The sequence below is a fragment of the Pseudomonas sp. NMS19W genome (assembly GCF_051554255.1).
In the GTDB taxonomy this organism is placed as follows: Bacteria; Pseudomonadota; Gammaproteobacteria; order Pseudomonadales; family Pseudomonadaceae; genus Aquipseudomonas; species Aquipseudomonas kribbensis.
In genome coordinates this window covers 2,569,955-2,593,542 of the sequence record NZ_CP136718.1, presented here as the reverse complement: position 1 = coordinate 2,593,542, position 23,588 = coordinate 2,569,955, and the positions used below count along the sequence as shown (strand labels likewise).

27 protein-coding genes, 1 tRNA gene and 1 pseudogene are annotated in these 23,588 nt (G+C 60.9%); 18 read left to right on the top strand and 11 right to left on the bottom strand.

Going from position 1 to position 23,588, the window contains the following annotated elements; genetic code table 11:
- Nucleotides 1-32: 32 nt before the first annotated feature.
- Genes R1A29_RS11570 through R1A29_RS11560 form a run of 3 tightly spaced genes read left to right on the top strand, consistent with a single transcriptional unit; the run spans nucleotide 33 to nucleotide 1,654 of the window.
- Entirely contained in the window at nucleotides 33-527 is a 495-nt protein-coding gene (locus R1A29_RS11570) for a PaaI family thioesterase (RefSeq protein WP_438301544.1), read from the top strand.
- A 24-nt stretch (nucleotides 528-551) separates the two neighbouring features.
- Nucleotides 552-959: a RidA family protein gene (locus R1A29_RS11565; RefSeq protein ID WP_438301543.1), complete on the top strand. Its 408-nt coding sequence runs from the start codon at nucleotides 552-554 to the stop codon at nucleotides 957-959.
- A gap of 32 nt (nucleotides 960-991) precedes the next feature.
- The gene (locus tag R1A29_RS11560) at nucleotides 992-1,654 is read left to right on the top strand and encodes a glutathione S-transferase family protein (protein WP_438301542.1); all 663 of its coding nucleotides are present in this window, start codon (nucleotides 992-994) and stop codon (nucleotides 1,652-1,654) included.
- A 9-nt stretch (nucleotides 1,655-1,663) separates the two neighbouring features.
- On the opposite strand, the gene R1A29_RS11555 is transcribed toward R1A29_RS11560, so the two are convergent.
- Genes R1A29_RS11555 through R1A29_RS11540 form a run of 4 tightly spaced genes read right to left on the bottom strand, consistent with a single transcriptional unit; the run spans nucleotide 1,664 to nucleotide 5,899 of the window.
- A complete protein-coding gene (locus R1A29_RS11555; protein WP_438301541.1) occupies nucleotides 1,664-2,782 on the bottom strand; it encodes an agmatine deiminase family protein in 1,119 nt (372 codons plus the stop codon).
- A 47-nt stretch (nucleotides 2,783-2,829) separates the two neighbouring features.
- On the bottom strand, nucleotides 2,830-3,933 hold the full coding sequence (locus R1A29_RS11550; RefSeq protein ID WP_438301540.1) for an extracellular solute-binding protein: 1,104 nt from the start codon (nucleotides 3,931-3,933) through the stop codon (nucleotides 2,830-2,832).
- Nucleotide 3,934: 1 nt separating this feature from the next.
- Nucleotides 3,935-4,843 (bottom strand): N-carbamoylputrescine amidase, encoded by a 909-nt coding sequence (aguB, locus tag R1A29_RS11545; RefSeq protein ID WP_438301539.1) that lies wholly within the window; start codon nucleotides 4,841-4,843, stop codon nucleotides 3,935-3,937.
- Nucleotides 4,844-4,846: 3 nt separating this feature from the next.
- On the bottom strand, nucleotides 4,847-5,899 hold the full coding sequence (locus tag R1A29_RS11540) for an agmatine deiminase family protein (protein WP_438301538.1): 1,053 nt from the start codon (nucleotides 5,897-5,899) through the stop codon (nucleotides 4,847-4,849).
- A 137-nt stretch (nucleotides 5,900-6,036) separates the two neighbouring features.
- Here R1A29_RS11540 and R1A29_RS11535 point away from each other — a divergent pair, with 137 nt between their 5' ends.
- Nucleotides 6,037-6,924 (top strand): LysR substrate-binding domain-containing protein, encoded by an 888-nt coding sequence (locus R1A29_RS11535; RefSeq protein ID WP_438301537.1) that lies wholly within the window; start codon nucleotides 6,037-6,039, stop codon nucleotides 6,922-6,924.
- Here the strand turns inward: R1A29_RS11535 and R1A29_RS11530 are convergent.
- Together R1A29_RS11530 and R1A29_RS11525 are read right to left on the bottom strand one after the other, a co-directional pair.
- Nucleotides 6,906-8,066 carry a radical SAM protein gene (locus tag R1A29_RS11530; protein WP_438301536.1) on the bottom strand — a complete coding sequence of 387 codons (1,161 nt, stop codon included), beginning with the start codon at nucleotides 8,064-8,066 and terminating at the stop codon, nucleotides 6,906-6,908. The two genes, R1A29_RS11535 and R1A29_RS11530, sit on opposite strands and share 19 nt — an antisense overlap.
- Before the next feature lie 67 nt (nucleotides 8,067-8,133).
- Nucleotides 8,134-9,081 (bottom strand): LysR family transcriptional regulator, encoded by a 948-nt coding sequence (locus R1A29_RS11525; protein WP_438301535.1) that lies wholly within the window; start codon nucleotides 9,079-9,081, stop codon nucleotides 8,134-8,136.
- Between the two features lie 135 nt (nucleotides 9,082-9,216).
- On the opposite strand from R1A29_RS11525, the gene R1A29_RS11520 reads away from it, so the two are divergent.
- The 6 genes and pseudogenes from R1A29_RS11520 (at nucleotide 9,217) to leuD (ending at nucleotide 13,572) form a co-directional block, all read left to right on the top strand.
- Entirely contained in the window at nucleotides 9,217-9,621 is a 405-nt protein-coding gene (locus R1A29_RS11520; RefSeq protein ID WP_438301534.1) for a RidA family protein, read from the top strand.
- A gap of 78 nt (nucleotides 9,622-9,699) precedes the next feature.
- Nucleotides 9,700-10,257 (top strand): transcriptional regulator, encoded by a 558-nt coding sequence (locus R1A29_RS11515; protein WP_438301533.1) that lies wholly within the window; start codon nucleotides 9,700-9,702, stop codon nucleotides 10,255-10,257.
- An 85-nt stretch (nucleotides 10,258-10,342) separates the two neighbouring features.
- Nucleotides 10,343-10,900: pseudogene (locus R1A29_RS11510) on the top strand (HD domain-containing protein); the annotation flags it as partial.
- Nucleotides 10,898-11,410: a GNAT family N-acetyltransferase gene (locus tag R1A29_RS11505; RefSeq protein ID WP_438302031.1), complete on the top strand. Its 513-nt coding sequence runs from the start codon at nucleotides 10,898-10,900 to the stop codon at nucleotides 11,408-11,410. The pseudogene R1A29_RS11510 and the gene R1A29_RS11505, both read left to right, overlap by 3 nt.
- 128 nt (nucleotides 11,411-11,538) lie before the next feature.
- A complete protein-coding gene (gene leuC / locus R1A29_RS11500; RefSeq protein WP_438301532.1) occupies nucleotides 11,539-12,960 on the top strand; it encodes a 3-isopropylmalate dehydratase large subunit in 1,422 nt (473 codons plus the stop codon).
- A 3-nt stretch (nucleotides 12,961-12,963) separates the two neighbouring features.
- The gene (gene leuD / locus R1A29_RS11495) at nucleotides 12,964-13,572 is read left to right on the top strand and encodes a 3-isopropylmalate dehydratase small subunit (protein ID WP_438301531.1); all 609 of its coding nucleotides are present in this window, start codon (nucleotides 12,964-12,966) and stop codon (nucleotides 13,570-13,572) included.
- Nucleotides 13,573-13,611: 39 nt separating this feature from the next.
- On the opposite strand, the gene R1A29_RS11490 is transcribed toward leuD, so the two are convergent.
- Nucleotides 13,612-14,529 carry a LysR substrate-binding domain-containing protein gene (locus R1A29_RS11490; RefSeq protein WP_438301530.1) on the bottom strand — a complete coding sequence of 306 codons (918 nt, stop codon included), beginning with the start codon at nucleotides 14,527-14,529 and terminating at the stop codon, nucleotides 13,612-13,614.
- A gap of 559 nt (nucleotides 14,530-15,088) precedes the next feature.
- On the opposite strand from R1A29_RS11490, the gene R1A29_RS11485 reads away from it, so the two are divergent.
- The 5 genes from R1A29_RS11485 (at nucleotide 15,089) to R1A29_RS11465 (ending at nucleotide 18,405) form a co-directional block, all read left to right on the top strand.
- Complete coding sequence (locus tag R1A29_RS11485; protein WP_085708738.1) at nucleotides 15,089-15,274, top strand: DUF1843 domain-containing protein; 186 nt, start codon at nucleotides 15,089-15,091, stop codon at nucleotides 15,272-15,274.
- Between the two features lie 34 nt (nucleotides 15,275-15,308).
- Complete coding sequence (locus R1A29_RS11480) at nucleotides 15,309-15,941, top strand: DUF1842 domain-containing protein (protein WP_085708430.1); 633 nt, start codon at nucleotides 15,309-15,311, stop codon at nucleotides 15,939-15,941.
- Between the two features lie 42 nt (nucleotides 15,942-15,983).
- Nucleotides 15,984-16,562, top strand: a complete 579-nt coding sequence (locus tag R1A29_RS11475) for a DUF1842 domain-containing protein (protein WP_085734020.1) — start codon at nucleotides 15,984-15,986, stop codon at nucleotides 16,560-16,562.
- Between the two features lie 103 nt (nucleotides 16,563-16,665).
- Complete coding sequence (locus R1A29_RS11470; protein WP_265814775.1) at nucleotides 16,666-18,129, top strand: GDL motif peptide-associated radical SAM/SPASM maturase; 1,464 nt, start codon at nucleotides 16,666-16,668, stop codon at nucleotides 18,127-18,129.
- A gap of 201 nt (nucleotides 18,130-18,330) precedes the next feature.
- Nucleotides 18,331-18,405 (top strand) — tRNA-Gln (locus R1A29_RS11465).
- A gap of 50 nt (nucleotides 18,406-18,455) precedes the next feature.
- Here the strand turns inward: R1A29_RS11465 and R1A29_RS11460 are convergent.
- The 3 genes from R1A29_RS11460 to R1A29_RS11450 all read right to left on the bottom strand — a co-directional run bounded on the left by R1A29_RS11460 (nucleotide 18,456) and on the right by R1A29_RS11450 (nucleotide 20,075).
- Nucleotides 18,456-18,848 carry a DUF1801 domain-containing protein gene (locus R1A29_RS11460; RefSeq protein WP_438302030.1) on the bottom strand — a complete coding sequence of 131 codons (393 nt, stop codon included), beginning with the start codon at nucleotides 18,846-18,848 and terminating at the stop codon, nucleotides 18,456-18,458.
- A gap of 154 nt (nucleotides 18,849-19,002) precedes the next feature.
- Nucleotides 19,003-19,344: a hypothetical protein gene (locus R1A29_RS11455; protein WP_085708435.1), complete on the bottom strand. Its 342-nt coding sequence runs from the start codon at nucleotides 19,342-19,344 to the stop codon at nucleotides 19,003-19,005.
- An 86-nt stretch (nucleotides 19,345-19,430) separates the two neighbouring features.
- Nucleotides 19,431-20,075, bottom strand: coding sequence for an ATPase (locus R1A29_RS11450; protein ID WP_438301529.1), 645 nt, complete (start codon nucleotides 20,073-20,075; stop codon nucleotides 19,431-19,433).
- A 163-nt stretch (nucleotides 20,076-20,238) separates the two neighbouring features.
- Here R1A29_RS11450 and R1A29_RS11445 point away from each other — a divergent pair, with 163 nt between their 5' ends.
- The 3 genes from R1A29_RS11445 to R1A29_RS11435 all read left to right on the top strand — a co-directional run bounded on the left by R1A29_RS11445 (nucleotide 20,239) and on the right by R1A29_RS11435 (nucleotide 22,219).
- Complete coding sequence (locus R1A29_RS11445) at nucleotides 20,239-20,484, top strand: hypothetical protein (protein WP_114882441.1); 246 nt, start codon at nucleotides 20,239-20,241, stop codon at nucleotides 20,482-20,484.
- A 51-nt stretch (nucleotides 20,485-20,535) separates the two neighbouring features.
- Complete coding sequence (ahr, locus tag R1A29_RS11440) at nucleotides 20,536-21,567, top strand: NADPH-dependent aldehyde reductase Ahr (protein ID WP_114882440.1); 1,032 nt, start codon at nucleotides 20,536-20,538, stop codon at nucleotides 21,565-21,567.
- A 190-nt stretch (nucleotides 21,568-21,757) separates the two neighbouring features.
- Entirely contained in the window at nucleotides 21,758-22,219 is a 462-nt protein-coding gene (locus tag R1A29_RS11435) for a DUF3574 domain-containing protein (RefSeq protein ID WP_438301528.1), read from the top strand.
- Here the strand turns inward: R1A29_RS11435 and R1A29_RS11430 are convergent.
- A complete protein-coding gene (locus R1A29_RS11430) occupies nucleotides 22,216-23,580 on the bottom strand; it encodes an APC family permease (protein WP_438301527.1) in 1,365 nt (454 codons plus the stop codon). The genes R1A29_RS11435 and R1A29_RS11430 overlap by 4 nt on opposite strands.
- Nucleotides 23,581-23,588: the final 8 nt, after the last annotated feature.

Here is a 23,588-nt window from a genome sequence, read left to right as displayed (position 1 = left end):
GGTTCGGCTAACAGTTTAAGGATGACCACGGCATGTCCCCACTCGACACCTCCCTGCAAGACACCGCCGCCCCCGACGGCGTCTGCTTCGGTTGCGGCAGCAGCAACCCGCACGGTTTGCACATCAAGAGCTTCTGGCACGAAGACGGCGTACACGTCATGGCCGAGCATGTGCCCGAAGCCAAATACTGCGGCTGGCCGGAGCTGGTCTACGGCGGTTTGATCGCGATGCTGGTGGACTGCCACTCCAACTGGACGGCGATGGCTTACCACTACCGCGCCGAAGGCCGTGAGGCCGAAAGCCTGCCACGGATCAACTGCGTCACCGGCAACCTCGGCATCAAATTCATCAAGCCGACGCCCATGGGCGTCCCGCTGACATTGAAGGCGAAAGTCGAAGGAGACGTCGGGCGCAAGAGCCGGGTGATCTGCGAGGTGTATGCGGGGGATGTGCTGACGGCGGTGGGTGATTCGGTGTTTGTTCGGGTGGATACCGAACAGTTGGCGGCGAATGCCCACGGCCGCTGAAATGCAACGCTGAAGGAAAACACCATGCCCGATCGCAAAATCATCATCCCCGAATCCATGAAACCCATCGTCGAACGCGCCGGTTACGCTCCGGCGGTTCTGGTCGGCGACACGCTTTATTGCGCCGGTCAGGTGGGCCGCACGGCTGATCTGGCAGTCATCGAAGACCCCGAGCAGCAATTCATCCGTGCCTGGGAAAACCTCGACGAAGTGCTGAAGGCCGGCGGTTGCGCCTTTGAGGACGTGGTGGAGATGACCACCTATCACGTGGACATGAGCCGACACATGCCGGTGTTTCGCGAAGTGAAGAACCGCGTGTTCCCCAAAGGCTTCTGCGCCTGGACCTGCATCGGCGTCAGCGAGCTGGCCCATCCGGGGCTGCTGGTGGAAATCAAATGCGTGGCCGTGCGCAGGCGGGCTATACCTGTGTAGTGTTTTTCACTATCACCGCGAGGCGTTGAACCATGGACTTGACCCTCTACTACCATCCGTTGTCGTCCTACTGCCACAAAGCCCTGATTGCCCTGTACGAACACGGCGTCGCCTTCGAAAAACGCCTGATCGACCTGTCCAGCGAAGCCGAACGGGCCGAGTTGCGCGCGCTGTGGCCGTTGGTCAAATTTCCGGTGCCGCAGGATCGTGCCCGTCAGCGCAACGTGCCGGAGTCGAGTGTGATCATCGAGTATCTGGATCGCTATCACGCCGGGGCTGGCCGCCTGATCCCCGACGATTGGGACACAGCGCTGCAGGTTCGCCTCTGGGACCGGTTTTTCGACAACTACGTGATGACGCCGATGTCGCAGATCGTCGCCGACCGCATCCACAGCAGAAACACCGACCTGAGCAGCCAGCGCACCTTGCTGAACACCGCCTACGACATGCTGGAAAACCAGTTGGCCACCCACCCGTGGATCGCCAGCCCGGACTACAGCATGGCCGATTGCTCGGCCAGCCCGGCGCTGTTTTACGCCAGCACGCTGGTGCCGTTTGGCACCGACCGCCCTCGCCTGAGCGCCTATTTCGAGCGGCTGGTGCAGCGCCCGTCTTTCAGCCAGGTGATCGACGAAGCCAAACCGTGGTTTGACTTCTATCCCTTTGCCGAAGCGCTTCCCCAACGGTTTCGCTGACGAACGGCCTCACGCCGGCTGGTGACTGGTCACGCAGTGAATCCCGCCACCACCGGCCGCGATGGCGTCGATGTTGATCTGCACCACGTCGCGGTTCGGGTAGAGCTGCTTGAGCAGGTCGAAGGCCTTCTTGTCGGCATCCTTGTCGCCAAACTCCGGCGCAATCACCGCGCCGTTGATGACGAAGTAGTTGATGTAACCGGCCGCGAAGTCGTCGTTGTTCTTGTTGAATTTGGTCTTGCGCGGCTTCAGCGGTGGCGACACGGTGTGAATCTGCAGCGGGCGACCGTCAGCGTCGGTTGCCTTTTTCAGGATTTCCAGGTGCGCCAGCGTGACCTTGTGATCGTAGGATTGCGGGTCGGTGTCGAGGTTGGCGATCACTACACCGGGCTTGACGAAGCGCGCGTAGAAGTCGACGTGGGCATCGGTGATGTCCTTGTCCTTGATGCCCGGCAGCCAGATGATCTTGCGCAGGCCCAGGCGTGATTTCAGTTCCGCCTCGACATCGGCCTTGCTCCAGCCGGGGTTGCGGTTGGCGTTGACCCAGCAGCTTTCGGTCATGATCCCTGTGCCGTGACCATCGACTTCGATACCGCCGCCCTCGCCCACCAGTTCGCTACGGATGTAGGTCGCTTGCGCGTCTTGCGCTACACGTTGGGCGATTTTCGCGTCTTTGGAGTGCTGCTGCTTGTTGCCCCAACCGCTGAAATTGAAGTCCACCGCACCCAGACCACTTTTGTCATCGATGACGAAGTTGGCGCTGATGTCGCGCATCCAGATGTCGTCGAGGTTGGCGATCTGGTAGGTGATGTTGGACGTGCCGCAAATCTCTTCGGCCAGGCTGCGCTCGCCGCTGCGGCAGTAAATGGTCAACGGCTCGTAACGGGAGATGGCGCGGGCGATGCGGCCCAGGGCTTCCTGGACGTCTTCGGTGAAGTCTTCCCAGATCGCGTCCTGCGCGCCGAACGCCATGTAGGCACGTTCGTGTTTGTCGCCCTCGTCGGGCATGAACCAGCGACCTTCGCTGGCCGCCAGTACCCGTGCCGGGGACAGGCCGAGGCCCATGACGGCAGCGCCCACGCCGGCGGCGACTGAAACCTGTTTGATGAACTCGCGACGAGTTGGCATGTGTAACTTCCTGATGTGTAAGGGGCCGCCGAAGCGGCCCGGAAAAATCACTTTGCAGTGGCGGTCTTGAACTTGGTCCAGGTGCGCATGCGGGCGCGCATGTCGGCCTGGGGAATATCCTTGCCCGGTATCAGACGAGCATAGGTCGCTTCGTCGAGGTAGATGTCCGGGTTGTTGCGCATCGCCTCATCCACCATTGGCCGGGCCTTGGCGTTGGAGGTCGGGTAACCGGTGAAATTGCTGATCGCGGCCATGTTTTCCGGTCGCATCACGAAGTTGATGAAGTCGTAAGCGTATTCCGGATGTTTGGCATCGACCGGAATGGCCATGGTGTCCATCCACACCGTGGTGCCTTCGCGGGGCACGCGATACTGGAAGCGGGTCTTCTTGCCGGCGCTGTCCGAGGTGCGCTGGGCCTGGGTCATGTCGCCGCTGTAACCGAGGGACAGACACAGGTTGCCGTTGACCAGATCGGTCACCGGTTGCGACTGGAACTTGCGGATGTACGGCCGCAGCTTCATCAGCAAGTCACTCGCCGCCGCCAGGTCCGCAGGCTTGGCGCTGCGCGGGTCGCGGCCCAGATAATTGAGCACCACGGCCAGCACTTCGTCCGGTGAGTCGATCATCGAAATCCCGCAATCAGCGAACTTCGCCGCCAGCTCCGGTTTGAACAGCATGTCGAGGCTGTTGACCGGCGCATCAGCCATGCGCTGCTTGATCTGCTCAGCGTTGTAGGTCAGGCCGATGGTGCCCCAGGTATAAGGCACCGTGGCCTTGTTCGAATGCTCGTAATGGCTGCGCAGCTTTTGCAGGCCCGGTTCGATGTCGTTCATCGCCGTGACTTTCGACGGATCCAGCGGCAACAGGCTGCCGGCGCGCATCAGCCGTTCGGCCACGGTGTCGCCGGGGAAGATCAGGTCGTAGCCACTGCCGCCGGAGAGCATCTTGGCTTCCAGGGTTTCGCTGCCGTCCATCACGTCGTAGATCACCTTGATCCCGGTTTCGGCGGTGAACTTGCTCAGGGTGTCTTCGGCGAAATAATCCGCCCAGTTGTACAGCCGTAGCGTCTTGTCTTCGGCGTGCACGGCCGGCATCAGACCAGCCAGCGCCAGACCCAGGACGCCCAGCAACCACTTGTGTGAGGTATGCATATCAGACTCCTTGAGGATTCCAGCGGGCGTGAAGGTGACGGCCGTCCTGACTCAACAACGCACCGTACATTTCCGGGCGACGGTCGCGGTAGATGCCCCAGCTCAGGCGATCTTCGCGCATGGCCGACAGATCCAGGCTTTGCACCAGCACGCCGGTGCTGGCGCGGTCGGCTTCGGCGAGCATTTTTCCCTTGTGGTTGCAGATGAACGACGAGCCATAGAAATTCATTTGCAGCGTCGCATCGGTGCCCGCCACTTCGCGGCCGACGCGGTTGGACGCGATCACCGGCAGCAGGTTGGCAGCCGCGTGGCCGCGCATGGTCATCTGCCAGTGATCCCGTGAATCCAGATCCGCGCAGCCCGGTTCCGAGCCGATGGCGGTCGGATACAGCAGCACCTCAGCACCCATCAACGCCAGACAGCGGGCGGTTTCCGGGAACCACTGATCCCAGCAAATGCCCACGCCGAGGCGACCGAATGCGGTGTCCCAGACTTTGAAACCGGTGTCGCCGGGACTGAAATATTCCTTCTCCTGGTAGCCGATGGCGTTGGGGATGTGGGTCTTGCGGTACACGCCCAACAGACGCCCGTCGGCATCCGCCACGCTCAGGGAGTTGAAGTAGGCGTTGCCGGCCTTCTCGTACCAGCTCAGCGGCAGCACCACGCCGAGTTCACGGGCCAGCGCGGCGAAGCGCGACAGCACCTGACTGTCGCGGTACTCCTCGGCCAGCGCCATATGATGGTGACTCTGCTCGATGCAGAAATACGGCGTGGCGAACAGCTCCTGCAACAGAATCACTTGCGCACCCTGTGCCGCTGCTTCACGCACCAGTTGCTCGGCGCGATCAAGGTTGCTGTTCAGGTCCCAGGTGCACGGCATCTGGGTGGTGGCGACTTTCAACATCGTCATCGATCAACCCTCCACCGGCCAGGCTGGCTGTTGCTGGGTAATGCAATGCACACCGCCGCCGCCATGGGCCAGGTGATTGATCTGCACCGGCACCACTTCACGGCCCGGGAACGCCTTGGCCAGGGTTTCTGCCGCCACATGGTCGGCCTCGATGCCATACGCCGGCATGATGATCGCGCCGTTGGCGATGTAGAAATTGGTGTACGAGGCGCAGAACACTTCGGCTTCGGTGTCCACGGCATCGGTGGCTTCATACAGCTCGATCAGCTCGAATTGGCGGCCCTGGGCGTCGGTGGCCAGTTCCAGTACGCGGCGGTTCTCCCGCACCACTTCGGCGTATACCGAGCTGCGATCGTGAGTCGCATCCACCAGCAACACGCCGGGACGGGCGAAGGCGCAGACGCCATCGACGTGGCCGTCGGTCATGTCACCGGTGACGTAATCCGGATCCCCCGGCAGCCAGATGGTTTTTTTCACGCCGAGCAGGCGACTGAAGATCTCTTCCATCTCGGCCTTGCTCACGCCGGGGTTACGGTTGGGGTTGAGCAGCACCGATTCGGTGGTGATCAACGTGCCCTCGCCGTCCACGTGGATCGCGCCGCCCTCGTTGCTCAGCGCCGTGCCGAAGCACTCGCCGCCCAAGTGATTGAGCACGCGACGGGCCAGGCTTTCGTCCAGATCGTGGGCCGACTTGCCGCCCCAGGCGTTGAAGCGCCAGCTCACACCGGCCAGACCTTGCTCCGGATGAACGACGAAGCTCGGGCCGGAGTCGCGGCACCAGCTGTCGTTGACCGCCAGCGGGATCAGTTCGATGTTCGGCCCGCACAAGGCCTTGGCGCTGGCGATGGCCGACGGATCGACGACCATTTTCACCGGTTCGAACCGGCCGATGGCGTTGGCGACGCGGGCGAAATCTTCCTGCACCAACGGCAAGGTCACGCGCCAGCCCGACTCCCACAGGGCTTTGTTGTGGGGCCAGACCATCCAGGTCGCGGCGTGCGTCACCCACTCTGCCGGCATCATCCAACCGCTGTTGTTGTTTTTGTTCTGCTGCATGGTAAAAAGCCCTTTGAGTTAAGCCATTGTGTTCAATGAAAACAGCCTTGGCGGCGTTGACGTGCATGCTAATGGCGGCCTGACGGGCAAACAAACGATGGATTTAGCGGAAAACTGATTAGAGGAACTTATCGATCATGCTGAAACACTGGCCACCCCTCAGCTCGTTGCGCGGCTTCGAAGCCGCTGCAAGATTGGGCAGTTTTCACAAGGCCGCCGAGGAACTGAGCCTCACGCAGTCGGCCATCAGCCAGCAGATCCGCAGCCTTGAGGCGTACCTGGAGCAGCCGCTGTTTTTTCGCAGCGGGCGCAGCGTGGCGCTGACCGACGCGGGCCACGATCTGCTCAGCACCACTCAGGCGATGTTGCAGCAACTGTCGGTGGGCATCCGGCGGCTGGGGCAATACCAAAAGCCCAATCAACTGGTGCTCAACACTACGCCGGCGTTTGCCCGGCACTGGTTGCTGCCGCGTCTGGGGGATTTCCGACAACAGTACCCGCAGGTCGATCTGTGGATTTACAGCACTGATGAAGTGCCGGACATGGCGACCCAGACCATTGATATCGCCGTGCGCGACGACATCAGTTCTCAGGCTGAGTGCAGCTTCAAGGTTCTGCATGCCGACCGCCTCTTTCCCGCGTGCCATCCGAGCGTGTTGGCGCAGCCCGCCGCGCAGCGCACTACACTGCACGGTGAGCGGGAAATGGACTGGAGCCATTGGGCCGTAGAGGCTGGAGTTGATATCGGGCAGCAGGAACAGGGCTTGAACTTCTCTGACCCGGGCCTGCTGCTGGACGCGGCTTGCTCAGGTCTCGGAATTGCGCTGGTCAGTCAGTTGCTCAGCCGCCAGGCACAGGAAAACGGGCTGTTGCAGCCACTGGTGGAGCAAACCATTCGCGGCCCGAACTGGGCGATGCTGACCCATCGCGACAGCGAGAACGACCCGATGGCGCGATGCTTCAGTCAATGGCTGTCAACTCGACTGGCGGAGCCCGGACCGCTGGCTCAGACGACTGAGTATTGACCTGCGCCGAGCCGGCCTTCCAGCCGACCGAACAGTACGTAATGCTGATAACCGCTGGTAAAAGCCCCGGTAGAAATCGCGTTCTTGACGTCCTGATTCATATGCAGGTACTGCGCTTCGTCGAAGTTCTCAGCACTGACTTCGCCATTGCGCCCAAGCCTGTCGCTGTCGACTGGCAAGCCGTTAATCGTGCGCTGGTGGAAGTCGACAATCCGGTTGATGGCGTGACTTTTCAACGATCCCGTGTTGGGGGACATAGCGTAGATGTGCAATCCGTTGTTCGCGCAGCGATTGCACATGTCGACGCAGTTCGGCTGAGTGGACTTGCGTTCGGTCAGTTGCGCCAGCGGCATGTCCAGGTATTTGCCGACTTGATATTCGGTCTGATTGAAAATGGAACAACACAAGACGGTATTGCCATTGCAGTCAAGCACCAGCCAGTCATCCTTGAGCGTGCATGCCTGCTTGGGGTACTGGCGGACCAGATTGACCAGGTCGTCATAAGGCGGCAGCGCGAGTCGCTGCAAGGTCTTGCGATCGGTATCGGTCACCGACGGGTCGCGCTCGATCAGCGCCATCGTCTTCTCCAGCGGCATCATCACTGAGAAGCCGCTCGAGAACTCGAAGCCCAGGGCCTCGCTGAATTCGCGCATCAGCCCTTCTTCTTCGATGTTGTCCAGGTAGCGGTGGTAATAGACCTCGATCCGCGTGGTCAAGCCATGCTTCTGCTTGAGCTCATGCAGTTTGATCATGTTGGCCTTGACGACTTCAATGTCACCGCCAACGTGCCCTTGTTCGTACGTCTGCTGATAAAAACCTGACAGCGAGATGCGGAAGAACCATGGATTGGCGAGCATCGCCGTCTCCATGTTTTTCGCCAGATTCAGATTGGAACTGATACCGCTGCGCAAACCGGCCGCGTTGATGATCTCGACAAATTCGCCGATTCGCGGGTGGATCAACGGCTCGGTCCAGTTATACAGAAAAATCGACTCGACCCCTTCGCTTTGAGCCTTCTCGACGATCTTCCTGAACATGTCGAGTTGCATGGCTTTCTTGAAGTTGGCGTTTTCCGAGTTACCCATCGGACACGAAGGGCAGCTCAAATTGCACGCGCCGACAATATCGATGTACATATTCATTACGAGTGATCCTTGATTGAATAGCGGTGCAATCAGACCTGCCGACTTTCGAGATCGCTGTTATTCGCTATTTATTTGACAGTCCCGGAACGCGATCAGCAAGTTTTGGGCCATTGGCACGCTCGGCCATCAACTCCACGATCCAATCGATAAATACCCGCAGTTTTCGGCTGATATGCCGGTTCGGCGGATACGCGACATACAGCGGCATCGGCTCAAGATCCCAATCTTCGAACAGCGCCACCAGCTCGCCTCGGGCCTCATATTCAGCCGACATGTAGCGAGGCAGCCAAAGCACGCCCAGGCCGGCAAGGCCTGCCGCCAAATAGGCGTTGCCATCATCGACCGCCAGGACATGCCGGCCCCTGATCAGGAGAGATTCATTGGCGTTGCGCAGGGCGTAAGGCACCGGTTTGCCGGTGCGCGCCCAGAGAAATCCCACCACCCGATGCTGCGTGTCTTCCAGCTCCCCGGGATGCTCAGGCGTTCCGACGCTATCCAGATAGCTCGGCGCCGCAAATACCCCCAGTTGCAGGTCGGCAACCCGACGGGCCATCAGCGACTGATCCAGCAATTCGCCGCCGCGCACCACGCAATCGACATTCTCATCGATGATGTCGACGATGCGATCACTGACGCCCATGTCGATCTGAATATCCGGATAACGCCGGTGAAAGTCCGGCAACGCCGGTATCAGGATCAAGCGTGCCAGCGGGCTCGGCACATCCACCCGTAGCCGCCCGCGGGGTGCAGCAGAAGCCTGGCTAATACCGGTTTCAGCATCGTCCAGGTCCGCCAGAAGCCTGACCACCCGCTCGTAGTAAATCGCACCGTCAGCGGTAACGTTGACCTTGCGCGTGGTGCGGTTGAGCAACTTGATCCTAAGGCGCGCCTCCAGTTGCTGCACCAGATGGGTCACGGTGGTCTTGCTCATGTGCAGGGTTTCGGCGGCTTTGGTGAAACTGCCCGCCTCCACCACTCGGGCGAAGGCCTGCATCGCGTCAAAACGGTCCATATCCAACCTCTAATGGCGGCTCGATTGTTTGGAATTTACAAACAGTGATCGCCAAGGTTGCGCGTTTATCGGGCCGATGCAAGTCCCCAGAGTTTCTCCATCGCAGGTTTTTCAACCCATTGAAGGAGACACCCCATGACCCATAATCAGCCAAAACGCGACGTGGTTTTTCCTCCCGGGCGCCATGCCTTGTACGAGCGCAATCGCTATTCGCCGGCCGTTCGTTCCAACGGTTTTCTGTTTGTCTCCGGGCAAGTCGGCAGCCTTGAGGACGGCTCGCCCGAGCCGGATCTGAAGCAACAGGTGCGCCGGGCCTTCACCAACCTCAACGCGATTCTCGGCGCGGCCGGCGGCAGCTTTGATGACGTGGTGGACGTGACCGTGTTCATGGTCGACCCGCAATCGACCTTCGAAACCATCTGGGAAGTGGTGCCCGAGTTCTGGGGCGAGGCGCCTCATCCGACGATTACGGCGGTCGGCGTAACGTGGCTGTATGGCTTTCAGTTCGAGATCAAGGTGATTGCCAAAGTGCCGGAATGACCTGATATCGCGTCGATTTGCAGCACGGGCCGCCAGTCTTCAGACTGTCGGCCCGCATTCCTTTTGCGATCCATCGCCATGCCCGACATCTTGCTCAAGCCCAGTCTCCCCGGCATCGCCCTGCGCCGCTGGCGTGTGCTGCACCGCGTCAAGCAAAGCCATGCCGCTGAGTTGTTCAAGGTTACCCAGTCGACGATTTCCCGTTGGGAAAGCGGTGTGCAGGCGATGGAGCCGGACGCGCATCGGCAACTCGAAACGTTGCTCGCGGCGCGACTCGACAGCGCCGCCGATCAGGCCCTCGCACGACTGGTGACGGAAAGTGCGCGGCCGGTTCACCTCGTCTGCGACCTGACCCATCGCCTGCTGGCCTGCTCCCCGGCCCGGGCCGCGCAGTTCGCCAGCCCGCTGAGCGATCTGCTGGGGCAATCGCTGTGGCGTTTTGCGACAGCGGAAATCCAGCACAAGGAATCCTTGCTGGATGACACCGGCTGGCGGGAAGTACAGGCGCCGCCGGCTCTGGAATTCCTGACGGGCAGCAATGACTCCGCCCTCGTGCCGATCCAGCCGGGCCTCTGCCGCTGGACGCGGATCGCCCTCTCCGACGGCACCGCCGCACGGCTGGTGGAAACGCTATAGGCCACCCGCCGCATATTTTATGCGTGGACGATGATCGAGCCCGGGCCTAGGCTTTGAGCCCTGCTCTCTATATCCCGGCTATCGTATGAACCTCGAAAAAATCAAGGGACGCCTCGACTTCCTGCGCGAAGCAGAACGGCTCAAGGACGTCCTCAGAAGCGCGCACACTTCCTCCGGGCGCAGCGAAAGCACCGCCGAACACAGCTGGCGCCTGTGCCTGATGGCGATCGTGTTTGCCGACGATCTGGCCGGGCTCGACGTGCTGAAAGTCCTGAAAATGTGCGTCATCCACGACCTCGGCGAGGCCATCAACGGTGACATTCCGGCGGTCGATCAAGCCGGTTTTCCCGACAAGGGCAAACAGGAACGCAACGACTTGCTGCTGCTCACCCGGTCTCTGGACGACGCCCTGAGAAACGAAATCCTCGCGCTCTGGGACGACTACGAAAACGCCGGCTCCCCCGAAGCCAAGGCCGTGAAGGCACTGGACAAGCTGGAAACACTTTTACAACACACTCAAGGACAGAATCCGCCAGACTTCGACTATGGCTTCAACCTGGCCTACGGCAAGCAATACACCAACGCCGATCCGCTGTTCGAAACCCTTCGGACCCTGATCGACCGGGATACCCGAGAACGCATGAATACAAACATCACCCTCCGCAACGAACGCCCCGAAGACATCGACGCCATCGCCCGAATCACCGAGGCCGCGTTCCAGCACGAAGAACACTCCAGCCACACCGAACAATTCATCGTCAACGCCTTGCGCCGCGCCGGCCAGCTCAGTGTTTCGCTGGTGGCGGTGGAGAACGACACGGTGGTCGGCCATGTAGCCATTTCACCGGTGACGATTTCCTCCGGCACTCAAGGCTGGTATGGCCTGGGCCCGATCTCCGTATGCCCGACCCGCCAGCAGCAAGGCATCGGCTCGGCGCTGATGAAAGCTTCGCTGGCGGAGTTGCAGCGCATCGGCGGCGTTGGTTGCGTGGTGCTGGGTGATCCGGGCTATTACGGTCGTTTCGGCTTCAAGGCCCATGCCGGTCTGGAGTTGCCGGGGATTCCGGCGGAGTATTTTCAGGCGTTGGCGTTTGGCGGGGAGTTGCCGGTGGGTGTCGTGAAGTATCACGAAGCTTTCGAGGCTACCGAGTAGCACCCCAGCGTTTTTAATTGCTCACATTTCGTGTTCAACGGCTTCACCAAAGCGCGCTTGATGCAGGTTCTGCAATCAACAATTCTGTCCGTACGTTGTTTTTGCACTGACAGAAAAGAGCCTGCGCCATGCCCAGCCCGAGAACCCTGTACCAGAAACACATCGACAGCCACACCGTCTGCGATCTCGACGATCAGGGCCATGTGCTGCTTTACATCGACCGCCAGGTCGCCAACGAATACACCAGCCCCCAAGCCTTCAGCGGTTTGCGCGACGCCGGGCGCAAAGTCTGGCGGCCCGCTGCGACATTGGCGGTGGTCGATCATGTGAACCCCACCGCACCAAAACGCATCGCGACCATGCCCGACGCCGGCGGTGCGCGGCAGGTGTCTTATTTCGAAGAGAATTGCCGCGACTTCGGCATCGAGCTGTTCGATGTGCTGGACAAGCGCCAGGGCATCGAACACGTCGTCGCACCGGAACAGGGTTTCATTCTGCCTGGCATGGTGGTCGCGGCCGGTGACAGCCACACCACCACTTACGGCGCACTGGGAGCGTTCGGTTTCGGCATCGGCACCTCGGAAATCGAACACCTGCTGGCGACGCAGACCCTGGTCTACAAACGCCTGAAAACCATGCGGGTGACGGTGAACGGCGAGCTTGGTGCGGGCGTCACGTCGAAAGACATCATCATGGCGCTGATCGAGCAGATCGGTGCTTCAGGGGCCACCGGTTATGCCATCGAATTCGCCGGCCCGGCGATCAGCGACCTCAGCGTCGAAGCACGCATGACCATCTGCAACATGGCCGTGGAGGCCGGCGCTCGTGGAGCGTTCATGGCGCCGGACGACAAGGTCTTCGCCTATCTGCAACTCAAGCCGCGCGCGCCGAAAGGCGAAATCTGGGAGCAGGCGGTCGAGCGCTGGAAAGGCCTGCACAGCGACCATGGCGCGGTGTTCGACAGTGAAGTCAGCCTGGATGTCTCGGCGCTGGAACCGATGGTCACCTGGGGCACCAGCCCGGATCAGGCCGCCCCGGTCGGCGGACGAGTGCCGGACCCGGCCAGCCAGCCCGATCCGATTCTGCGCCAAGGCCTGCAACGCGCCCTCGATTACATGGGCCTGACACCCGGCACGCCGCTGAACGAAGTGGTGATCAGCCACGCCTTCATCGGCTCCTGCACCAATGCGCGGATCGAAGACTTGCGTGACGTTGCCCGTGTGGTGCGCGGCAAACGAGTCGCGGCTCATGTGCGGGCGATGATCGTGCCCGGCTCGACGCTGGTGCGCGATCAGGCGGAAGCCGAAGGGCTGGCGCAGATCTTTCGCGACGCCGGTTTCGAATGGCGGCAATCGGGATGCTCGATGTGCCTGGCGATGAACGACGACGTGCTCGCGCCCGGTGATCGCTGTGCGTCCAGCACAAATCGCAACTTCGAAGGTCGTCAGGGCGCCGGGGCGCGCACTCACCTGATGAGCCCGGCGATGGTTGCCGCAGCCGCCATCACCGGACATTTGACTGACGTTCGCGCCTTCGCGCCGGGAGTTTGAGCCATGCAACCGTTCACCACTATCAGCGGCAGCGCCGCGCCGTTTCTGGCGGCCAACATCGACACCGACGTGATCATGCCCAAGCAGTTTCTCAAGGGCATTGATCGTCAGGGGCTGGACCGGGGGCTGTTTTTTGATCTGCGTTTTCTGGCCTCGGGTGCGCCCAACCCCGAGTTTGTGCTCAATCAGCCCGCCTGGCAGGACGCGGCGTTTCTGGTGACCGGACCGAATTTCGGCTGCGGCTCCAGTCGTGAACATGCGGTGTGGGGCTTGAAGCAGGTCGGGATCCGGGCGCTGATCGGCACCACGTTTGCCGGGATCTTCTACGACAACTGTCAGCGCAACGGCGTGCTGGTGATTCAGCTCGATGCCGCGCAGCTCAAGCAGATCGCCGACATCATCAGCGTTCCGGCGACCGCGCATGTCCGCGTGAATCTGCCCGAGCAGATCATCGAACTGGCAGACGGAACACGCATCGCTTTCGAGATTGATGAGTTGCGCAAACAGTCACTGTTGCTGGGACTGGACGCCATCGGCACGACGCTGCAACGGGCCGGGCAGATTCGCGCGTTTGAAGCGCGACATCTGGCAGAAAATCCCTGGCTGGGCTGAACACAAAAAACCGGGTGGCTCACTGAACCACCCGGTTTTTCATTCGACGGACAAGTCGCGGAAATACTCTTCAAGAAACTCCACGCAGACCCGCAACTTGGCCGACTCGCTGAGCCGCGTCGGGTACACCGCCCAGACGTTGGCGCTCTGGGTGTAATCCGCCAGCACCTGCACCAGCCGCCCCTGTTCGAGCATCGGTTTGACGTCCCACATCGAGCGCAACAGAATCCCGCCGCCGCTCAAGGCCCACTCCATCACGATCTCGCCACTGTTGGAGGACAGCGGGCCGCTGACCCGCACCGATTCCTGCTGCCCGTCCTTGGTGAGTTCCCAGATGCCGAACGCATTGTTGCGTTCCTTCAGTACCAGGCAATCGTGGTCTTGCAGATCTTCGAGGGTTTGCGGCGTGCCCCGGCGTTCAAGGTAGTCCGGCGTGGCACACAGCACCCGCCGGTTGCTGACCAGTTTGCGCGCCAGGTGCTGGCCCGGCAGGTCATCGCCCACCAGAATCTCCAGGTCGAAGCCCTCGCCCACCAGATCAACTACGCGGTCGAATACGTCCAGGCGGATGTCGAGCTTCGGGCAGGTTCGGGCCAGTTGGCTGATCGCCGGCGCCACGTGATTGCGGCCAAAACCGAAGCTGCTGCAAATGTGCAGCGACCCGGCTGGCTGGTGCCGGGCCTGGGCCATCTCGCCGAGGAAATCATCGAAATCCCCCAGCAGCTTTTCCGCCCAGATCCGTACCCGCTCGCCATCGTCGGTCAGGGCGATGCGCCGGGTGGTGCGGTGCAACAGTTTTGTCGAGAGCGTGCTTTCGAGCACCGCGATGCGTTTGCTGACGTAGGCCGGCGAATAGCCCAACTCATCGGCCGCGCTGGCGAAGCTGTTCTTGCGGATGACTGTCAGGAATACCTTGAGGTCTTCGGGCAAGGGAAACTGGTCACGATTCGTGTTCATACAGCGCGCTCATCCACTGCCTGCTTCATGATTCGCGCAGGATAGCAGCGGCCATGACCGTTCGGCGCTTTTTCTGGCAGCCCCGAACAAACAGGACTAGGGTTGCGTGGCTGGCGATATGCTGGCCACTTGGCAAACGTCTCTCGACGAACGCCATCAGCAGCACTGGAAGAAAAATCAGGGATGGTTTTTGTGCTTGCGGGTTAATGCACTCTTGATGAGTGAACAACCTATCCCTGTGTTTCGTTGCTTTCTATCAAGGACAGAAAGATGACCAACGTACAGGCGAACTTCTCTTGCCCTCTGCCACGGCAGACGCGCCTCCCGACTCAGAACAGCAGGCCGGACAGCAGACCCGACGGTTTCGGCTGACGCCCGCGGCGTCGCATCGGCGCCCATTCAATCACCACGATTTGACGGATCCGGACGGATCAGGCGTTCACCTCGCCAGGCACCACTGTCGCCAGTGATTCCTGCCGCTGGCTGTCGCCTGCCTGTCAGGAAAGACGCCCCTCGCCTGAAGGGGATGTTCGGCAACCACCACGAGGAAACCCTCGATATGACTGGCTCAAAACACAACATGCCGCCTTACGGCGTCGCTATCCAGAGCGCTATCACGGGAGGCGATCTGCAACAGATGAAGACTTTGTTGAAGCAGCGCGATTCAACGAAGCCGGAAGCGAAGGAGCTGCAAACCGCGTACGAAAAACTGGCCAAAGAAGTTTCCCGTCTGGAAAAACACTAAGGCCATTTCCCACATTGCAATGGAGGCAATTCACATGTCTGGTTCAGTTCAGCAACAAAATGTCGGCTTGTTCCCCGTGAGCTATCGGATCGGCACGGGTCAGCCGGGGGCGCAGAGCCTTGCGCTCAACCTGCTGGTTTCCACACCGCAGCATGAAGTCAGCGGCACCTCCGCCATCACTCAGGCAACCAATCCTCCGCTGGACATCGATTCGGATGTCTGGGGCGAATACACCTACCTGACGGTCATGAAGCCGGGTGTCAGTAAAATCCTGATTACCGCCGAGGGCAATGAAGGCGGCCCCGGCTCCAACTCCATCGTGAACTTCAAGATTCAACTGGTGGTCGGCACCGACTGGCGTGAAGGCGTGGCCAATTACGAGTATTTCGACGGGCAACGCTGGCACGAGCTGAACAACGTGCCGGCGCATCTGGTCGAGGTGCCCTCGAATGTCTTCCAGCCGTTCCATCCCGGCCCGGTGATTCTTCCGCATCCGCCGATCCTGCCGCTGTATGCCGCGCCGATCCAGAGCGCCATCGCCAGTGGCGACCTGGCCCAGATGAAAAACCTGGCGAAGCTCGCCCAGCAGCAACTGGATCAGCAACCTCAACTGCAAAAGGCACTGGACGCCGCCAAGAGCGAAATCAGCAAGCTGCAGGCCCGCTGATTCGACCACTGAGTCCGCCATTCACTTAAGGGAGTAAGCACCATGTCGATTGGACTTTTTCATACCCGCCTCATCGCCAGCAACTCACTGCTCGGCGCTCCGGTTCTGACACTCGACCTCGTGGTCGATACCGTGCGTAAAAAAGTCAGCGGCGCTGCCAGCGTCTTTCAAAGCACCTGGCCACCGGTCAATTTCCATGCCCGGGTCTGGGGCGATTATTCCGAGGCACGGCTGACCCCATCGACCGAGAATTACATCATTCTCACCCTCGATGGCAGCCCGAGCGGTCCGCTGAGTCAGATTGCGCAGACCTTCAGCCTCAAGGGCATCCTCGACGACTGGACCAGCGGCTTTGTCGATTACCGTTACAACGAGGGTGGCCAGTGGCATTACGTGAGGCACGTCGCTGTGCATCAGGCGCCGACCATCGAGCCGCAACCGCACGAGCGTCACTTCCAGCCGCTGTATGCCGTGGCCGTGCAGCAGGCGCAAACCAGTGGTGATCTGGCGCAGCTGAAAACCGTGGTGCAACAGGGCGAACAGCAACTGGCCCACCAGGGCGCATTGCGCAGTGCCCTCGAGCAACTGAACGCAGAAATCGCGCGTCTGGAAGCACGCTAAACCGCACGCCCCGGGCGAGGCCACTGCCGGCCTCGCCCGGTCTTGCGGCGAATCGAGATCAGTCCAATCGTGCCGCGCACAGGACCGTGCGCAAGGATCTCCCATGACAGACATCCGCCCTGCCCGTTACCTCAGTGACACCGATCTCAAACGCTACGTGCCGGTGCACGTGGTCTGGGAAATCACCCTGGCCTGCGACCTCAAATGCCTGCATTGCGGCTCACGCGCCGGGCATCGACGCCCGGATGAACTGAACACCCGTGAATGCCTCGATGTCATCGATTCCCTCGCCGCACTCGGCACCCGCGAGATCACCCTGATCGGCGGCGAAGCCTATCTGCGCAAGGACTGGACGCAACTGATCCAGGCCATCCACGACCACGGCATGTACTGCGCGATCCAGACCGGCGGACGCAACCTGACGCCGGCGAAGATGCAGGCCGCAGTCGATGCGGGCCTCAACGGAGTCGGGATTTCGCTGGATGGACTCGCACCGTTGCACGACAAAGTGCGTAACGTGCCCGGTTCGTTCGACAAGGCGGTCGATACCCTGCGCCGGGCCAAGGCGTCCGGGCTGGCCGTCAGCGTCAACACCCAGATCGGCGCGGCCACCCTGCCTGATTTGCCGGAGCTGATGGACACCATCATCGAACTCGGCGCCACCCACTGGCAGATCCAGATCACCGTGGCCATGGGCAATGCCGTGGATCACCCGGAACTCTTGCTGCAACCCTATCAATTGCTGGAGGTGATGCCGCTGCTCGCACGGCTGTATCGCGAAGGCGTGGACCGCGGCCTACTGATGAACGTCGGCAACAACATCGGCTATTACGGCCCTTACGAACATTTGTGGCGCGGCTTCGGAGACGAGCGCGTGCACTGGAGCGGTTGCGCGGCCGGTCAGACGGTGCTGGCGCTTGAGGCCGACGGCACGGTGAAAGGCTGCCCGTCACTGGCGACCGTCGGCTTCTCCGGCGGCAACGTGCGCAACATGAGCCTGCACGATATCTGGCACTACAGCGAAGGTATCCACTTCGGCCGCCTGCGCTCGGTCGACGACCTGTGGGGCTACTGCCGCAGTTGCTATTACAACGACGTCTGCCGGGGCGGCTGCACCTGGACATCGCACTCGCTGCTGGGCAAGCCCGGCAACAATCCTTACTGCCATTACCGCACCCTGGAACTGCAAAAGCGCGGACTGCGCGAGCGCATCGTCAAGCTCGAAGACGCCGCGCAACGCTCCTTCGCCGTCGGCCGTTTCGATCTGATCACCGAACGCATCGACACCGGCGAGCAAGTCAGCAGCGTCAGCGACAGCGGCCAGGTGATCAAACTGGCGTGGATCAATCAGGGCCAGAAGTCGCCGGAGGAAGGACGCATCCCCGTGCAACTGGCACTGTGCCGCAGCTGCCTGCAATACATTCACCCCCACGAATCGATCTGCCCGCACTGTCACGCCGACGTCGCGGCGGCCGAGGCCAGGCACCAGACCGACCGGGCGCGTCAGCAGGCGATCATGAACACGTTGACGGGGTTGCTGGGGGTGGCGCCGAGTACGTTGGTGTGAAATCGGCTCCAGGCGCCCGCAGGATTCGGGCGCCTGGACCTCCAAAATGGCTCGAAAATCCGGCCCTCTCAGCCGCTCGGGGAAATAAGTAGCTGTTTTCCATGAAATTTATTTGCCTGAGGGGTTCCCAGAACGCAAGAGCGCTGGTAAAGTGCCGCCCACTGTTGCAGAGGTCCTCTCGGGACTGAACACAATAGCTACAGGGGCGTCGCCAAGCGGTAAGGCAGCAGGTTTTGATCCTGCCATGCGTTGGTTCGAATCCAGCCGCCCCTGCCATTTTTTCCTCGTTTCACCCTCCTCCGCTTCATCTCTGCCTCAACGGCAAATCACTTTTTCGAATTCAACGTAATCGCCGAACGCACCAGCGCTTTCAGTGCCTTTGCATCTATTTTGTCGTCTTCGTGAACATCAATCGCCCGCCGGGTATTGCCTTCAAGGCTGGCATTGAACAGTCCCGACGGATCCTCCAGCGCCGCGCCCTTGGCAAACGTCATTTTCACCACGGCCTTGTAGGTCTCTCCGGTGCAGATGATGCCGTTGTGTGACCAGACCGGAACGCCGCGCCACTTCCACTCCTCGACGACCTCCGGATCGGCCTCGTGAATGATCGCGCGAATTTCGGCCAGTTTCTGGCCGCGCCAGTCGTTGAGTTCCTTGATTCTTGCGTCGATCAGCGCCGAGGGATTCTCGGTCGCCGCGCCACCACTGTCCTTCTTCATATCCTTGTTCTCCCGAAAACCTTGTCCGCTATCCAGCGTAGCGCCGACTGCGCCAGACGACGGGCAAAAAAAAGCCCCGCAAGGTGCGGGGCAAAGGAATTGGTTGGTTGCGGCCAACCAAAGGAGCATCGTCAAAAGCGCTGACCGTCAGGCGTTACAGGCACTCCTGGGCAGCCCGTTCAAAACTCGACGGCATGAAACTCGACGCCAGCAAGTGGCGCTCGTACAAGAACACCTTGCCGCCATCCTGCGCCTTGTAGGCTTCCAGCACGTTGTCCGCCGACACTTTGCTCGGCACCACAATCCGGTAGCTGCGCTGGGTCTGGGAGACGGTCGGGTTCATCGCACTGTTCTGCAGTTTCGGCACGACGCATTCGGCGTACTGGGCCGGGGTCTTGTGAGTCTGCAAGGTCAGCGTCGGATCGTTCGGCGCGGAAGCGCAGGCGGTCAGCAGCAAAGTGGCAGAAGCCATGGCAGGGATAAAAAAGGCACGCATGGATAAAATCCTGAAAATAAAAGGTCCGGTTCTCAAGCAACGTTCAGCGTCACGGGCGCTGCCGTTGCGATTTCTGATTTGGGTGTTCAGCCTGCACTCACCAGGGCTTTGAGCGAATCGTCGAACTGCTTCAAGGCGCTGAATTGCAGGTCCCGTTGTTTTTCGATCTGGGCTGCAATCTCGGGTGCAGCCTTGTTGTGAACCCACACCGACGGCAGCTGTTTCTCCACCGCACCTTCGGCCTTGCCGATGTATTGCAGGTTGGCGTCGTAGAAACGTGCGGCGAAGCGCGCTTCTACCTGGCTGTTACGCTGGGTCAATAGACGGTTGTGGGTGTCGAGCATCACCACCACGTCGGGATGGGCCTGTACCAGTTGATCCAGGCTGTCGTAGACGGTCACCGAGAGAAACTGCTGTTGCAGCGAACTCATCAACCAGTCGATGGCCAGTTCCGGATCGGAGCTGTTGACGAAGGCCTCGCGGATTCGCGCATCGAGCGCATCCTTGGCACCGTTCACCGCCACATCGTGGTAACGCTCGAGGTATTGCAGGTTGTCCAGGGTGTTTTCGCTGTACAGCACACCCACAGTTTGCGAATGCTGCAGCCCGCTGCTGGCGCCGCCGATGGGAAGAAAATGGCACGTACCGGCGTCGGCTGCGTAAGTCGGTGCAGTGGTGGCTACCCCGCCCATCAGCAGGGCGACCAAAGCCAGTCGGGTCAGAGTCTTCATCGCGCAAATTCCTTGAGCTGCGTTTCGATGGAGGCGATTTTCCGCCTGTCGGCCGCAAAGCAGAACTTGCGTTTCTTGATGGTCACTATTACTTGAACCAATAGTTGCGCAGCGTGCAGACTGCTGCACACTCGATCACAACGAAAACAAATGAGGATTTTCCGTGCGTACCTTTGATTTGATCCGCGATGCCGTCCTGCCCGAATTCCGCGACCGGGTGGCCGAATACCTCGTCGAATACGAAACCGTGCTGGGCCAGTCGGCAGACGATTCGGAGTCGGTGCGGGCCGTGGCCAATCAGTTGCGTGGTTATCTGCGCGGCCTCAACACCACGCGAGTGCTGGGCATGGCGGACTGGGAAGAACTCGACCGGCGTGTGCTGGACACCTGGCTCGCGCATACGCGATGACCCGCTAGACTCTTCAGGCTGCGCCCGCAGCGCCAGACCTGGAGGTGTCCTGTGAGCAATAACACCGAACCGACGACGTTTACCGGTTGGGCCGCCACTTCGGCCGGCGCTCCGCTGGAGCGTTACAGTTACGATCCCGGCCCGCTCGGGGATGAAGAAGTCGAAGTCGCCGTGGAATATTGCGGCGTCTGTCACTCCGACCAGTCGCTGATCGACAACGATTGGGGCATCAGCCAATACCCGTTCATTCCCGGCCACGAAGTGGTTGGCCGCATCGTGCGTGCAGGCCCGCAGGTTCGCGGACTGGAAGTCGGCCAGCGCGTGGGCATCGGCTGGTACAAGGGCAGCTGCATGCATTGTTCGTCCTGCATCGGCGGCTCCCATCACCTATGCGCTACCGCCAAACCCACGATCATCGGCAGCCACGGCGGATTCGCCGATCGGTTGCGCACTCACTGGGCCTGGGCCCTGAAACTCCCGGACAACCTCGACCCCGCCCTCGCCGGCCCATTGTTCTGCGCCGGTTCCACGGTGTTCAACCCGCTGGTGGAGTTCGACATCAAGCCGACGGACCGGGTCGGCGTGGTGGGCATCGGCGGCCTCGGTCATCTGGCGCTGCGCTTTCTCAATGCCTGGGGCTGCGACGTCACGGCGTTCACTTCGTCACTGAGCAAACAGGACGAAGCCAAACGCCTTGGCGCGCACAAGGTCGTCGCGTCCACCGACAGCGATGCGCTGAAGGCGATTGCCGGCACGCTGGATTTCCTGCTGATCACCGCCAACGCCAACCTCGACTGGACGGCCATGCTCGCCACCCTGCGCGGCAAGGGGCGGCTGCACTTCGTCGGCATCGTGCCGGACGCGATTCCGGTGCACGTGTTCAATCTGATCCCTCAACAGAAATCCTTGTCCGCCTCCCCGGTGGGCTCGCCCGCCACGGCGGCGACCATGCTGGAGTTCTGCGCGCGGCATCAGATCCTTCCGCAAGTGGAGGAATTTCCGATGAGCAAGGTCAATGAAGCCGTCGAACATCTGCGCAGCGGCAAGGCGCGGTATCGGATTGTGTTGAACGCCAGTAAATGAATGAAAAGCGCATGAGTTAATCGCTCATGCGCCTTTTTTGTGCCCGGAGAAAAGGCTGTTTCATGGTTTTCTCGCTGATCTCCTTATTCCGTAAATCAAGCAGATGGCCATTTTTTAATCTTTTATCGCTATTACTGATGCCCCTTATGATGGCTCGCGCCTGCACTCAACTCATAAAAAGGGACGTTCCATGCAAAAAAGCCTGTTGGTGGCTGCACTGTTTCTGGCAATCAGCGGTTGTGCCACGCCTCCTCCTTCCTCCGTACATACCAAAGATCCCGCCAGTTCAACACTGCAAGGCGATGCCACGCGCCCGGCGCAAGCGCAGTGGGTGCGCACCGAGTTGTATTTCTCGGTGGGGTCGATCGATGGCAAGGAAGGTGTGGTGAGCCCCGCGCGCTGGCGCGAGTTTCTCGATCAGGAAGTGACGTCGCGGTTCCCGGACGGTTTCACCGTGCTGGACGCCTACGGGCAGTGGAAGGACCATGACGCGAAAGTGCCTGAGCGACTGGCGACCAAGGTGATTGTGATCCTGCACGAAGGCAGCCCGAAACGTGAGCGCGACATTGAGGCGATTCGTCTGGCATACAAGCGCATAACGGGGGATTTGTCGGTGTTGCGCCTGTCGCAACCGGCCCAGGTTTCGTTCTAATCCGCCGTCTGCTGCAGAGCCTGCCGAGGTGTCGACACCAGGCGGCTCAACCCCGCCAGCACCAGCGCCCCCACCAGCAACACCCCGATCCCCAGAAACGCCCCCAACCCCACCACCGTCACGCTGGAATACAGCATGAACACGCACAACCCGAAAAACAGCAGCGGCAAAACCGGATAAAGCGGCACCCTGACCGGCCGCGGCACTTCGGGAAAGCGCCTGCGCAGAATGATCAACGCCAGGCTGCTTAGACTCAGGAACAGCCAGTACACCGGCGTCAGGTACTCGACCATGGTGTTGAAACCGCTCTGAGTAAAACTGCCGAACAGCACCAGCAACAACGCCACCGCCCCCTCCGCCAGCAACGCCTTGCGCGGCACGCCGTCGCGCTCGTCCCATTCGCCAAAGCGGCGCAATTGCGGCACATCGCGCGCGGCGGCGTAGGTGGTGCGGGCGCCGACCAGCAAGGTCGAGTTGATGGTGGCGATGGCCGCGATGCCGACCATCAACAGAATCAGCAGTACGCCGGGGGCACCAAAGGCGCGGTTCAACAGTTCCACCGCCGGCGCATTGCTCGCCGCCAGGCCTGCGAACCCCAGCCCTTGGACGAACGCCCAGTTCAGCGCCAGATAGATCGCCATCAACACCGTCAGTGCGCCGAGCATGGCGATGAAGATTCCGCGTCGGCCATCGCGCACTTCCGCCGACAACGTCGCCGCATCGCTCCAGCCGCCGAAGGCCAGAAACACGAAGATCATCGCGGCGGAAAATCCTGCCGCGCCGGTGTGTTCGGGCACGACGGGATCGCTGGGCAGCGTCGGTTCGATCCCTTGCCACGCCAGCCAGACCCCGGCGCTGGCAATGCTCAGAAAGCCCACGGCAAGCAGCCCGACCAGCACGGTCTGGGTGATGAAGCCGATGTGCTTGCCCGTCAGATTCAGCAGCACCAATGCCGCAATGATCGCGCCGGCAAACACTCCCGAGCCGTACTGTCCCAGTGGAAAAACCGCGTTGAAGTAATCGGCAAACATGAACGCCGACAACGCGATCCACCCGGTGTGCATCACCGAGAAACGCGACCAGGCGAACAGGAAACCCATGCGCTCGCCGTAGGCGGTACGCAGAAAATGATAGTCACCGCCCGGGTGCGGAAACGCGGTGGCCATCTCGGCGAAGCACAGGGCCCCGGCCATCGACGCCAATCCGCCGAGGACCCAGACCCAATAGAAATGTTCCGGCCCGACGTTCAAGGCAACGGTCGGCGCGGTTTTGAGAATATCGGTGGTGATGACCATGCCCAGGGTGATCAGCAACGCCTGGAGTACCGGCAAATGGCGTTGGGGGCCGTTGGTTTTACTCATGCGAGATC

Coding starts and splice junctions, on each gene's coding strand:
- R1A29_RS11570 (WP_438301544.1), top strand. CDS start 33: ATGTCCCCACTCGACACCTCCCTGCAAGACACCGCCGCCCCCGACGGC.
- R1A29_RS11565 (WP_438301543.1), top strand. CDS start 552: ATGCCCGATCGCAAAATCATCATCCCCGAATCCATGAAACCCATCGTC.
- R1A29_RS11560 (WP_438301542.1), top strand. CDS start 992: ATGGACTTGACCCTCTACTACCATCCGTTGTCGTCCTACTGCCACAAA.
- R1A29_RS11555 (WP_438301541.1), bottom strand. CDS start 2,782: ATGCCAACTCGTCGCGAGTTCATCAAACAGGTTTCAGTCGCCGCCGGC.
- R1A29_RS11550 (WP_438301540.1), bottom strand. CDS start 3,933: ATGCATACCTCACACAAGTGGTTGCTGGGCGTCCTGGGTCTGGCGCTG.
- aguB (WP_438301539.1), bottom strand. CDS start 4,843: ATGACGATGTTGAAAGTCGCCACCACCCAGATGCCGTGCACCTGGGAC.
- R1A29_RS11540 (WP_438301538.1), bottom strand. CDS start 5,899: ATGCAGCAGAACAAAAACAACAACAGCGGTTGGATGATGCCGGCAGAG.
- R1A29_RS11535 (WP_438301537.1), top strand. CDS start 6,037: ATGCTGAAACACTGGCCACCCCTCAGCTCGTTGCGCGGCTTCGAAGCC.
- R1A29_RS11530 (WP_438301536.1), bottom strand. CDS start 8,066: ATGAATATGTACATCGATATTGTCGGCGCGTGCAATTTGAGCTGCCCT.
- R1A29_RS11525 (WP_438301535.1), bottom strand. CDS start 9,081: ATGGACCGTTTTGACGCGATGCAGGCCTTCGCCCGAGTGGTGGAGGCG.
- R1A29_RS11520 (WP_438301534.1), top strand. CDS start 9,217: ATGACCCATAATCAGCCAAAACGCGACGTGGTTTTTCCTCCCGGGCGC.
- R1A29_RS11515 (WP_438301533.1), top strand. CDS start 9,700: ATGCCCGACATCTTGCTCAAGCCCAGTCTCCCCGGCATCGCCCTGCGC.
- R1A29_RS11505 (WP_438302031.1), top strand. CDS start 10,898: ATGAATACAAACATCACCCTCCGCAACGAACGCCCCGAAGACATCGAC.
- leuC (WP_438301532.1), top strand. CDS start 11,539: ATGCCCAGCCCGAGAACCCTGTACCAGAAACACATCGACAGCCACACC.
- leuD (WP_438301531.1), top strand. CDS start 12,964: ATGCAACCGTTCACCACTATCAGCGGCAGCGCCGCGCCGTTTCTGGCG.
- R1A29_RS11490 (WP_438301530.1), bottom strand. CDS start 14,529: ATGAACACGAATCGTGACCAGTTTCCCTTGCCCGAAGACCTCAAGGTA.
- R1A29_RS11485 (WP_085708738.1), top strand. CDS start 15,089: ATGACTGGCTCAAAACACAACATGCCGCCTTACGGCGTCGCTATCCAG.
- R1A29_RS11480 (WP_085708430.1), top strand. CDS start 15,309: ATGTCTGGTTCAGTTCAGCAACAAAATGTCGGCTTGTTCCCCGTGAGC.
- R1A29_RS11475 (WP_085734020.1), top strand. CDS start 15,984: ATGTCGATTGGACTTTTTCATACCCGCCTCATCGCCAGCAACTCACTG.
- R1A29_RS11470 (WP_265814775.1), top strand. CDS start 16,666: ATGACAGACATCCGCCCTGCCCGTTACCTCAGTGACACCGATCTCAAA.
- R1A29_RS11460 (WP_438302030.1), bottom strand. CDS start 18,848: ATGAAGAAGGACAGTGGTGGCGCGGCGACCGAGAATCCCTCGGCGCTG.
- R1A29_RS11455 (WP_085708435.1), bottom strand. CDS start 19,344: ATGCGTGCCTTTTTTATCCCTGCCATGGCTTCTGCCACTTTGCTGCTG.
- R1A29_RS11450 (WP_438301529.1), bottom strand. CDS start 20,075: ATGAAGACTCTGACCCGACTGGCTTTGGTCGCCCTGCTGATGGGCGGG.
- R1A29_RS11435 (WP_438301528.1), top strand. CDS start 21,758: ATGCAAAAAAGCCTGTTGGTGGCTGCACTGTTTCTGGCAATCAGCGGT.
- R1A29_RS11430 (WP_438301527.1), bottom strand. CDS start 23,580: ATGAGTAAAACCAACGGCCCCCAACGCCATTTGCCGGTACTCCAGGCG.